This is a genomic window from Thainema salinarum CENA647, assembly GCF_057732415.1.
Map to the genome: position 1 here is coordinate 23,550 of NZ_JBYJZJ010000009.1, position 10,979 is coordinate 34,528.

Here is a 10,979-nt window from a genome sequence, read left to right on the forward strand (position 1 = left end):
TATGGCAGAGCAGATAGCGGCTCCTACTCAAAAACGTCTGCAAATCTTGGGTGATGACGAGATTACCGACCTCTATGGATTGCCTCACTTCACCCCTGAAGAGCAAAGCGAGTACTTCGCGCTATCGTCTAGAGACGCTACCGCCATCGAGCAGCTGCATAGCATCAAGTCCCGGATATACGCCATTCTACAACTGGGCTATTTCAAGGCTCGCCATCTCTTTTTTGTCTTCAAATTTTCAGCTGTCGCTGCCGATGTTCGATATATTCAGGCACGCTACTTCCCAACCTTCCATCTGACTGAGTTTGAACTGACGAAGGTCACGCGACTGAAGCACCAGCGCATTATCCTTGAACTCTGCAACTACCGCACCTGTGCTGAGGCGGAGCGTCAAGCACTGATGCGCAAAGCTCAACAGGCTGCCAGGGTTTGTGGCAAGCCCATCTACATCTTTCGCGAGCTAGTGCGTTATCTCGAAGAGCAATGCCTTGTCGCACCTGGATATAGTTTTATGCAGGATGTAGTGGGTCAGGCCATTGCCTATGAGCAAGGCCGATTGGTTGCCGTGGTGAAACAGCATCTGACAGTCGCTAATACTGAAGCCTTAAACCGGATGATAGATGATGCACCAGGGCTGTACGAAATCACTCAGCTGAAACGAGAACCCAAAGATTTCAGCCTCGGTGAGGTGAAGCGTGAGATTCGTCGCAGCGATCAGATTCAGCCACTCTATCGCTTGGCCCAGAACCTACTGCCCGCACTGGAGATTTCCCGCGAGAGCATCAAGTACTATGCGTCACTGGTGACTTATTACTCTGTCTTCCGGCTCAAGCAACTGACTGAGGGTACGGTGTATGTGTATCTGCTGTGCTTTGTTTACCATCGCTACCAGCGGGCACACGACAATCTGATCAACAGCCTGATATACAACGTCAGACGGTATGTTGAAGAGAGCAAAATAGCGGCTAAAGAACAGGTGTATGAGTATCGGGTTGAGGGTAACCAAAACCTGCAAAAAGCCAGTCAGATCCTCAAGCTTTTTACCGACGACACCATTGCCGAAACCACTCCCTTTCAGGTAGTTCGGACAAGAGCCTTTGAGATCCTAGAGCGTCAGAAATTAGCCTTCGTGGCTGAGCACATTGCCACTCAAGCCAGCTTCGATGAGACGGCTTTTCAATGGGAGCATGTAGATACTTTGGCGCGACAGTTCAAATGCAATCTGCGGCCTATCCTACACGCGATTGAGTTTGCCAGTGCTTCGGGGTATGCCCCTGTGTTGAAGGCGCTTGCGTTCTTGAAAGCAGCGGCGCAAAAAGGGCGACCCTTGAGTCAATATCGCCTAGACTCGTTTCCAACCCAGTTCATTCCAGACTCAACCAAACGCTATCTCTATGCCTCAGCAGAAGTCGGTGGTCATCTACTACCAAACCGCTACGAGTTTCTGGTTTACCGACTGCTGCGAAACGGTTTGGAATCTGGCGATATTTTCTGCCGCGACAGTGTTCGCTTCCGCAGTTTCGAGGATGACCTACTCAGCAGGCAGCAGTGGCAGGCAAAGACTGAGCTGATTACAGCAACTGGGCTAACGATCCTCAAGCAACCGATTCAAGCGCATTTGGCAGCGCTCGAACAGCAGTTGGAGGCTCAACTGGCGCAGGTGAATCAACGCTTGAGTGCTGGTGAGAATCCACATTTTGAGATCAAAAAGCGGGGGGCAACCATCCGGTGGACGCTTCAGTCACCCGGCATTCGCGAGTCAATCAACCATCGGATGTTCAGTACGCTGAAGCACGCCAACCTCAGCAGCGTCGTGCATTTCGCCAATCAGCACTGTCAGTTTAGCGAAGCCTTTGAACACCGATTGGGACGTTACGTCAAACAAAAATCAGACGACAGCGTGCTGATCGCCTGCCTGATTGCTTGGGGCACCAATATGGGGCTGGGTCGCATGGGCGAGACCTCGGATATCAGCTATCACGCCCTGGCAAACGCATCCGATAACTTCCTCCGCCCAGAAACGCTCAGAAAGGCTAACGATCTCGTCAGCAATGCCATTGCTGAACTCCCTATTTTTCGGCACTACGATATTGACGGAACCCTTCACTCCAGCAGCGATGGACAAAAGTTCGAAAGCCAGATTCAGACCATCAATGCCCGTCATTCACCCAAGTATTTTGGGTTGAAAAAGGGCGTCGTTTCCTACACCCTGGTGGCCAACCATGTGCCGGTCAATGCCAGAATCATCGGCGCGAATGAGCACGAGAGCCATTATGTGTTCGACCTGCTGTTCAACAACACGACTGAGGTTCAGCCCACAGTTCATTCCACCGATACGCATGGTACCAACGAGGTCAATTTCGCCATCTTGCACCTATTCGGCTATCAGTTCGCCCCGCGCTACCGGGATATCCATGACAAGGTCACCCATGCGCTCTATGGGTTCAAACATCCCAGTCAGTATAGAGATGCCCTGCTCAGGCCGATTCGCAAGATCAATACTCAGCTCATTGTGGCCGAGTGGGACAACATCCAGCGCATTATGGTGTCATTGGCTCTGAAGACCACCACTCAGAGCATCCTTGTTAGCAAGCTGAGTGCCTATGCTCGCAGGAATAAGACCCGGCGAGCGCTATGGGAGTACGACAACATCATCAAAAGCCTCTATCTTCTGGATTATGTCGATTCGGTTCCCCTGCGTCAGAATGTCCAGCGGGCGCTGAACCGGGGCGAAAGCTATCATCAATTGCGCAGAGCCGTTTCCTACGCCAATTTCGGTAAGCTTCGCTTTAAGACCGAGTATGAGCAGCAGATATGGGGAGATTGCGCTCGCTTGCTGACCAACTGCATCATCTACTACAACGCCTCTATCCTGTCCGACCTATTGACTCACAGCGATAGCTGCGGTGACGCGGCTAGGGTGGCCCTGCTCAGCCAGGTGTCGCCAGTCGCGTGGCAGCACATCAATTTCTATGGTCGCTATGAGTTCAATAGGCAGCCTGAAACCATTGATATGGAAGCGATTATTCAACAGTTGATACGGCTGCCGCTTGAGTGAGATGAGCGAGTCTCATTGTGGAATATACCTTTTCGGGGGGTTATGCAAAAAACCCCAGTCTGAGAAGCAGGAGAACAGATGCCCCACGGGAACCGCTGCGGCTACCTGCCAGTTGCCAAAGTAGATGCCAATAGGTAAGGCGATAGTTGCGATCGCAGCCGTGGCGACTAGGCTATGGGTGATGCTCCGGTGCGGAAAGCGATCCTCAATCCAACTGCTGATCGGATAGCACACCTGACCAATCACGCTGGTTGTGGTGTCCAGGTCGGGCAGTTGTGAACCCAAAACGGCCAATGCCAACGGTAACGGGTCAGCGGTACTGAAGAGAAGGGATACGCCTGCGGTTGCGATCGCGGCGTGAGTGATAGCCATCATGGGCATTCAGGGGAAAGTCTTCTAATCAGAGTGCCCGTTCAGCGGCTAAAAGCAAGAACCCTCCCACAGGTGAATGCAGGAGGGACGGAATCACGGAAAGCAACCTGATTCCAAGCTTTATAGGTGAACAAATCCCCCAAGCGTCAACCTGGGGGAAGGAGTGGAGCGGGATGGAAAAGGATTAGCTATCTAAGTTCTGATCACGAGCATCTTCAAAGCGATCAGACAGGCTATTGAGCGTCTGGATACGTTCTTGCTTGAAACGGTCATTCAAGCCTTTGTTGAGAACATCTTCGCGAGACTCTTCAAAACGGTCTGACAGACTATTGAGGGTTTGAATCCGTTCAGCTTTGAAGCGGTCGTTGAGACCTTTGTTGAGAACTTGATCGCGAGACTCTTCAAAACGGTCGGTCAACTGGTTGAGGGTTTCGATGCGTTCTTGCTCAAAGCGCTCATTGAGTTTGGTTTGGGGAGTCAGTTCAGCCGCACCAGCAGCGGGAGCAACAACAGCAGCAGCAATAGCGAGGATGGAGAGATTAGCGAGTAGAGATTTCATCAGTGGGGCCTCCTTGGGCGGAATCAAGCGGTTTGCTTTCCTTTGTTGATTCCTATAGTGGAGGGCCAGCCTGAACCTGCTCTGAGTCGGATCTGAAGTTGACTTAAGGGTTGGATGAGAAGTCTGAGAAGGGTTTTCATCCAGAACTCAGAAACCGATACTGATTGCGATCGCAGATCGACTGCATCTTTAGATTCCGCTCTCCCTTAACCTGCACATACCGCAAACAATCTCTGATACACAGCAAGGCAACCTGTTTGGGTTTTCCGTTTAGCTGGTTGAGATTGTCCCAGAATCCGGCCTCATCACCATTCAGGAAATACTCTAAGCAGACTGTCACTGTCTCCAGTACACGCTCTCGTTGCCAGCACCAGAGAGTTTGTAGGTGTGGCTTCATTAAACGCCTTGATATTTCGCCGTTCGTCACTGCCCTAACCGCTTCCTAGCACCTCTGACACTTCCTAACTGTTTTAGCGTCATTCCGGCCACCAGCGTTACACCACCGAAGATATAGAGTGACTTGTTACCCGTGCCCATGCCGACAAAGCGGACGATGCCAAAGGCCATCAGACAGGCAACGATGACGGGCATGATCACGATGTATTGAGTGTGTTCTGGCTTCTGATGTTTGATGCCTAACTTGCGCTGCCGGACAACCTTCTTCGCCAACATTGGGTTTCGTCCGGCCAGCGGTTGCAGTTCGGCCAGTTCTGCGCGGGAAAGCTGCAATCCTTGGCGCTGTGCTTCCTGCTCCATTACCTGACGAATGGCGGCATCACTGGGCAGCTCCAGCTCAATCTCCAGCAGGTTGAGAAAAATATCTCGGCCAGGGTTCACGGGCGAGAACATGACGACGCGACACCCATTTGCGATCGCATCTTCCAACCAATAGCGAATCGAAGCCGAAAGCCGTTTAGCCTCCGGCAAAATCAGCAGCGTCTGAGCGCCGATGTTATCCAGCAGCTCATCTTTCTGATCGTCTACATTGAGCGGTTTACCTTCGCCGTTCTCAGTGGGGATATCCAGCGCCTGAGCCATCCGTTTGTAGAACAGTTTGGCGCTGCCCTTATAAATTGCGATCGCACAATCGAACGTTCCAGCAAAGTGATCCTCAACGGCCTGGGGCAAGTCGGCACCACTGCCAGCTTCCCCCAGAACCAAAACATTGCAACCCTGCCGAACCGCTTCACAGATGCGGGCAAATTCCGGCGAGTCTACGCTACGTCTGCCTGTTGCTTCTGCCGCCACTGGTTGAGGACTGCTAGCGCCACCTGTTGTGGCCGCAATTTTGGGTCAGTCGCTGCCCTCACGCTCTGAACCTTGGCTTTCACATGCTCCGGTAGATCGTCAAAGGTAAGCTGATCTGCGATCGCAGCTATCACCTGCTCCTTCATCGTCATCCGCGAACCCGCTAACTCTGCCGCTGCCTCAATCAGCGATTCGATATCAAACTGCTCAGCCTCGGCTTCTGGCTCAGCAAATGTCGGCTCATTCTGACAGCCCATCTCAGAGCCAACGGTGGTGGCCAGCTCACCGGGAATGTCAAAGCCGTCACGCTTGCCCGTTTCGTTCACATGGTCGCGCAACATAACTAATAGCTCAAACTGCTCTGGATCGAGGTAACACTTACCATCAGAATCCCGCTTTGCCTTGATGCCTAAAAACTTTAGATCCTCATAGTAAGCATCCTTTTTTAAACCTAGTTGTTCCATTGCCTGCTCAGGCCGAATCTGGGTAGCGACTTCCGAATTCTGGTTGGTCATAGCTTTAAAAAAATCTCTGTGTATCCACATAATATGGATTTTGCAGGAATTTTTCGTACCAGTACCCCTACCGAATTCTGGTTCAAGTTTCGGTGAAGCCAGAAAAGCGATTTTCATTTTCGGTTACAACTTTTTAACACCGAAACTATTGCAAATTGCGGCGTTTGTATGAGACAAAAAGCTTAAATTCCTGAGTTCGGTTTGTCTAATCCATCGGTAAATCTATGGGATTAAACCAAGTTCTCATCTCACAGCGAAGGGTAGCCAGGTCGAGATCGTTCAACGTGGCCAGTGTTTGTTCTGGTCTGCCGAATCGTTCCAGCGCTTCAGCCGGAGTCATACCGAGCCGCTGACAATGCACCGAAATTTCAGAAATTAGGTCGCTGAGGTCGCGACAGGGAATTGAATCCTGACTAGAGTTTTGTTTTGTTTTGTTACGAGTTTTCTTCTCTTCGTTGCTGGTAAACCCACGTCTCAGGGCTGCGCTGATAAAGGCTTGAGGGTTACGAACAGTTTCTTGCTGTTCTAGATAGGCTGCGACAGCAGCCTGAATACGTCTCTGTGCCTCTTCAGGGTGCTTGTTTTGGATTTTTTGAACTATCCCACGTAAAGCAGCGTTTATTTGTACTCCAGTGCCCTCAGAGATGGTTTGGCACAACGAATCAACGTTTACCATTCCTTCCTGTTTTTCCACAGGCTGTACGCCTTCAGTACCAGTTCTGTTTTCTTTAAAGTTTGAACAGATCTGTTCTGGTAGATTTGCAGATTGATCAAAAAGTCGCTCAAAGCCTTGTGCTGTAAAGTTTTCGGTGGTGGTGTCTGTAGGCACCAGTGGTGCGCCCATGCACCAAGTGGTGTCTGTAGGCACCACTTCAGCCTCTAACTGGTGTCTGTAGGCACCACTGGTGTCTGTAGGCACCACTTGATCCACTTCAGGGTGGTGCGTGGAGGCACCACTGGTGCGTGGAGGCACCACTTCAAAATGCGATCGCACTTTCACCTTGACCTTGAGCAGTTCTAAATTGATGTATCCTTTCTGGTCTAGGACTTTCAGCGCTCTTGAGACGGTTGTATGGGCGACACCTAACTCTCTGGCTAGCTCTCGAACTCCAATTTCTAGTTCTTTATCTCCGAACGGATCGAGCGTCTTGAGGTGATACAGGATACGGATCTCAGCGGGGCGTAAATTCTCCCAAACCTCTTGCCATTCTTCGGTTGTGAGCCTGTAATGGATCTTCTGAGGTAGTTGAATCGGCGTTGTAAGTGTCATGATGATTCCTAGTTATTTTCGTGTGGACCCAGTTAGCGCTGGGTCTTTTTCTTTAGGGGGCTGGTCTTCCGAAAGACCAAAACACACAACAGAATGCGATCGCAGTTGCTGATATGCCACATGAATTCATCGATAACGTTGAATAAAGGCAATAGCCTCTGCTTCAGGAACCAGGTAGATGCGATTGACTAAATAGGCTCTAAGCTCTGGCTGATGCGGATGGCGGCCTGTAATCTTTCGAAGAACCCACTTTTCGGAACGTTTCAGTTCTGTAGCGATCTCAGCAACTGTGTAGTATCCAGGCAAAGCATTATGGTGCTTCTCGCTCGACACTCGACCATTCGATGACCACACGGCCACCTAAAACCTCAATAACATCGGCTAGGTTTGCGTATTGTCTGCTCTCAGGGTGCTCAAACGTCTGACTGACACGGGTTGTTATGTCCGAGGCTCTTCGACCCTGCTTATCCGCGATCGCCTTTGCGACCTGATATCTAGTCATGCCCAATTCATCGAGCCTTTTCAACAAAATTTCTTGCATTGTGACAATTTGCTTCTCCGGCGAATATTGCATCTCAGTGGCATTGCATTTTAATGGAATTGCATTTTAATGGAATATCCTAAAAAATCTGCCACCGCAAGAAATGCGATCGCAACGTTACAAACCAGATCGCAGCTTTACAATAAAGATCGGTTTTCTTGACGAAAACCAAAATCAACTAATTTGAGTCTGGCTCTCGGTTGGGGGTCAGGCTTTTTTCGTCATGCCAGTGAACAACGATTTCGCCGCCCATCGCCTCAATCACTTCCTGCACACTAGACCAGCGCCGTCCCTGTGGGTCATCAAAGACTTTGGCAACCGTCGCATTCAGATCAGTCACCTTCTTAGGTGGGTTACGGGATTCTGCAATCTTCTTGGAAATCTCGTACATCGTAGTGTCGAGCTTCTCAAGCCTTTTCTTTAGAACATCAGACAGCATTGTGATCGTCATACAAAATACAGCGTGATCATCATAGTTACTTTCAACTGATCGAGCTGTCGTAGCGTCGCTCTCTCCGCGCTCATGACTATTATCACTACGCTTCGCTTCGTGAGGATCGTCATGGGCGCTCCGTTCGCTGGGTGTGGGAGAGGAGAGAGAGATAAGAAAGGGTAGGGGTAGAACAGGTTAGCGCCAGTCGGTTGTCTCCGTCCGGCGCTGGTGCTGTTACTCCTCCTCGTCTATTTCAGGTGCTTCTATGTCGCCTTCACCCTCGCACTGATCGCATTCTTCAGTTTCGGGGCCAATGATATATTCACCATTTACGCCACCTCGCGTTCCTCCAACAATGACGTAACCGTAGCCGTTACACTTGCCGCATTCTGTTTTCATGGTGGCTCCTACTTGTACATGTAGAGGCCCAAGCCAAATTTTGCAGCACATCGGCGGAACGCCATCGACTCAGCGTTGCTGGATGGGTCGCCATAGGCAATCTCGGCGATCTCGCCCTCGTCGGTGATGCGCTTCAGTTCCTCAGTTCCGGTTGCCTCTCGCAAAATCAACCCGTCTGCGGTTGGAACAGTCAAACGTCCAACTAGGAAGAGCCGATCCTCGGTCGTGTGCATGGTCACAATCTGCCACTGCCAACCAGGGCAATACTTATCCAGCACCGATACGACGGTGTACCAGGGGACAAAATCGATCCGCTTGCCTTTGAGAGTTTTCGATTTCAGCAACTGCTGAGGGAGTGGCCGTTTCAATGCAGTTTGCATTTCCAGCAGTGTGGAAGTTGCGATCGCATCGGGTGGCGTTGGCGCTTTCGGTTTAGTTCCATTCGTTTGCATGGTTCGTCTGGGGGAGCTGTGCTCCCCCCTCCTCTAGAATTCGTCGTGGTGTACAGGGTTCGGATCGTCGTAACCGCCAATCAGGTAAGAATCTGACGGAATAGACCAAACCAAATTCGGCTCAATCACTGCCAGTTCCCGCAAGACCTGCTTAGCTCCGTGTCGCTTCACCATTTCGCGGAGTTCTAGAGCATCAAAACCCCATTCTGCTGCCTGTTCATCGGCTTGCCGCTGTCGGCGTTCTTGGTCGCGTTGTAAATCGTGTTCAAACATGTCAAAAACCAAAATCAACTAAGTTGGGCAGTTTCAAGCCATGCCCAGGGCAACGGATTAAGATGCGATCGCAGTTTCTAGATCAGCGCTGCCAAGATGCTGCATTACTGCATAAACATGCTTGCAACGCGGGATGTCATCTAAGAACATTTCCTGGTTCCGATAGTCTTCACATTCACACCAAAAAATAGAGCGTTTTGCTGATACTTCATAGCGGCTGTTTTTGCTTTCGTTCCTGACAGTAAATAAGCCTTCATGAAACAGATTAGGAGTAACAGTTAAAGCCCTTGCCTGAGCAATCCGGTGTTCTTTGAAATGCTTGTGAAACAAGGACTTTGACATGAAGAATGGACGCTTACCAGGCAGATAAACCCAGATTGAATTTTTATAGACGCGCAGCTCTTTTACTTGACGATAAATCAAGCCCAAAATGCGACTAGCAGCGGCTTTTGAGTAAACCAAATTATCAGCATCAACCATGAACAAAAACCAAAATCAACTAACAAAATTATATGGTGATCGCACTATAAAAACAAGTACTTTTGCACTATAATTAAGTTAGTTGAATTTGATTTTTGTATGAAGAGAAACTGCATTTTTGAACTGGATTTAGGCACGAATCAATTTCGTTTGCGCGTGCGAAATAGTGCCCAAGCTGGACTCGCTGAACAGTGGCTAAAAGGCTTTGGAGTAGAAGCCGAATTCAAATATCGAGAATTTTGGTATCAGGCAGAATTCCGCAATCTGCCGATTCAAGCATTTGAAAAACTACAAGAACGATCTGCGAAAGGGTTTTGAGTTTTGGCGCTGCCGCCTGCGGCGGCCAGCAGCAACCTCCCGGTTCTTCTCCTCCGGGGGTGGTGGGTGGGGGAGAGGGGTGGGCTAGTGGGAAGCAAGAAATTTCAAAAAACTCTGGCGCTTGGGTGGCCAGGGCGGATTGGGTCAGCAGCCTGTATCGCTTCACAGACAGACTCAAGCCCTGGCCGGGTTGTACTAGGAGATGACTAGCTTTCGTTCCTCACCAATACCCAAGCGCCCATACGCTGTTAACTGAGGCGTAACCGATGGTGTGGGAAGTACAGGATTTGTGGAAGTGCATCGAAGTTGCGATCGCGACTTCAATGCACCTCTAGGAACTACAGATTTATTTAGACAAAGCTTTCCTGTTTCTGTAATTTTCTCTAGAAGCAGTAATAAGTTATGCGTCTGAATAATCTCTAGCCTTGAATATCACCCGTGTGGGTACTGACCAAAATTCTCTGACATATCAACCTAAACAATAGGCTGATTCGCCACACTTACTTTGGAGTTGAATATCGCTATGTCTAACAAGATTGCGATCGCGGTCATTCATGGCATCGGAAAGACTGACAAAGAATTTGCTGATCCAGCAAGTAAAAACTTTGTGAGTGGCATATCTCCAAGAATCTGTAAGGCTGTCGCTGAAGCACTTTCACTATCAGTTGACGAAATTGAAAAGCGCTTAGTATTTAAAGCCGTATATTGGGCTGACATCATACAAGACCTTGAAAATGAGCTATTTTGCCGCCTCAACATTGAAAGAAAGACAAACCCAGTATTTAAATTGCGAGACTTTGTTTTCCATTCACTGGCAGATAGTATTGCTTATCAGCCGTTGGTTTCACAGAGTGAGCGGAATATCTACAATGAAATCCATCAATGTTTCGACAACACGCTAAAATCGCTTGCTGCTGAAGCTGGGGACTCTGCGCCCTTATTTGTCATCGCACATAGCATGGGATCTGCAATCGCCACCAATTTCATCTGGGACGCACAAAATGGGCATTCAGACACTGCGACAAAGCCAACTGCTCTAGAACGCGGCGAAACACTTACCT

At 49.7% G+C, this 10,979-nt stretch carries 15 protein-coding genes; 3 read left to right on the forward strand and 12 right to left on the reverse strand.

Annotated features, from left to right (window positions below):
- Nucleotide 1 precedes the first annotated feature (1 nt).
- On the forward strand, nucleotides 2-3,058 hold the full coding sequence (locus tag AC286M_RS01290) for a Tn3 family transposase (RefSeq protein WP_488202665.1): 3,057 nt from the start codon (nucleotides 2-4) through the stop codon (nucleotides 3,056-3,058).
- Between the two features lie 12 nt (nucleotides 3,059-3,070).
- Here the strand turns inward: AC286M_RS01290 and AC286M_RS01295 are convergent, their stop codons facing one another.
- From AC286M_RS01295 to AC286M_RS01350, 12 genes are all read right to left on the reverse strand, one after another.
- Nucleotides 3,071-3,433, reverse strand: a complete 363-nt coding sequence (locus AC286M_RS01295; protein ID WP_488202666.1) for a metal-dependent hydrolase — start codon at nucleotides 3,431-3,433, stop codon at nucleotides 3,071-3,073.
- 181 nt (nucleotides 3,434-3,614) lie between these two features.
- Nucleotides 3,615-3,989: a hypothetical protein gene (locus tag AC286M_RS01300; RefSeq protein ID WP_488202667.1), complete on the reverse strand. Its 375-nt coding sequence runs from the start codon at nucleotides 3,987-3,989 to the stop codon at nucleotides 3,615-3,617.
- Nucleotides 3,990-4,125: 136 nt separating this feature from the next.
- The gene (locus AC286M_RS01305; protein WP_488202668.1) at nucleotides 4,126-4,386 is read right to left on the reverse strand and encodes a hypothetical protein; all 261 of its coding nucleotides are present in this window, start codon (nucleotides 4,384-4,386) and stop codon (nucleotides 4,126-4,128) included.
- Between the two features lie 26 nt (nucleotides 4,387-4,412).
- Nucleotides 4,413-5,237, reverse strand: coding sequence for a hypothetical protein (locus AC286M_RS01310; protein ID WP_488202669.1), 825 nt, complete (start codon nucleotides 5,235-5,237; stop codon nucleotides 4,413-4,415).
- Nucleotides 5,204-5,752 (reverse strand): hypothetical protein, encoded by a 549-nt coding sequence (locus AC286M_RS01315; RefSeq protein ID WP_488202670.1) that lies wholly within the window; start codon nucleotides 5,750-5,752, stop codon nucleotides 5,204-5,206. Before AC286M_RS01315 ends, AC286M_RS01310 begins: the two co-directional genes overlap by 34 nt.
- 205 nt (nucleotides 5,753-5,957) lie before the next feature.
- A complete protein-coding gene (locus AC286M_RS01320; protein ID WP_488202671.1) occupies nucleotides 5,958-7,022 on the reverse strand; it encodes a MarR family transcriptional regulator in 1,065 nt (354 codons plus the stop codon).
- Between the two features lie 126 nt (nucleotides 7,023-7,148).
- Nucleotides 7,149-7,382 carry a helix-turn-helix domain-containing protein gene (locus AC286M_RS01325; protein WP_488202672.1) on the reverse strand — a complete coding sequence of 78 codons (234 nt, stop codon included), beginning with the start codon at nucleotides 7,380-7,382 and terminating at the stop codon, nucleotides 7,149-7,151.
- A gap of 359 nt (nucleotides 7,383-7,741) precedes the next feature.
- Nucleotides 7,742-8,014, reverse strand: coding sequence for a hypothetical protein (locus tag AC286M_RS01330; RefSeq protein WP_488202673.1), 273 nt, complete (start codon nucleotides 8,012-8,014; stop codon nucleotides 7,742-7,744).
- A gap of 216 nt (nucleotides 8,015-8,230) precedes the next feature.
- Nucleotides 8,231-8,395, reverse strand: coding sequence for a hypothetical protein (locus tag AC286M_RS01335; RefSeq protein ID WP_488202674.1), 165 nt, complete (start codon nucleotides 8,393-8,395; stop codon nucleotides 8,231-8,233).
- 8 nt (nucleotides 8,396-8,403) lie between these two features.
- Complete coding sequence (locus AC286M_RS01340) at nucleotides 8,404-8,847, reverse strand: Rad52/Rad22 family DNA repair protein (RefSeq protein ID WP_488202675.1); 444 nt, start codon at nucleotides 8,845-8,847, stop codon at nucleotides 8,404-8,406.
- Nucleotides 8,848-8,880: 33 nt separating this feature from the next.
- Nucleotides 8,881-9,120 carry a hypothetical protein gene (locus tag AC286M_RS01345; protein WP_488202676.1) on the reverse strand — a complete coding sequence of 80 codons (240 nt, stop codon included), beginning with the start codon at nucleotides 9,118-9,120 and terminating at the stop codon, nucleotides 8,881-8,883.
- 57 nt (nucleotides 9,121-9,177) lie between these two features.
- The gene (locus AC286M_RS01350) at nucleotides 9,178-9,600 is read right to left on the reverse strand and encodes a hypothetical protein (protein WP_488202677.1); all 423 of its coding nucleotides are present in this window, start codon (nucleotides 9,598-9,600) and stop codon (nucleotides 9,178-9,180) included.
- 99 nt (nucleotides 9,601-9,699) lie between these two features.
- On the opposite strand from AC286M_RS01350, the gene AC286M_RS01355 reads away from it, so the two are divergent.
- A complete protein-coding gene (locus AC286M_RS01355) occupies nucleotides 9,700-9,918 on the forward strand; it encodes a hypothetical protein (protein ID WP_488202678.1) in 219 nt (72 codons plus the stop codon).
- 523 nt (nucleotides 9,919-10,441) lie between these two features.
- Nucleotides 10,442-10,979: hypothetical protein (locus AC286M_RS01360; protein ID WP_488202679.1), on the forward strand; the 538-nt coding region annotated here is incomplete at its 3' end.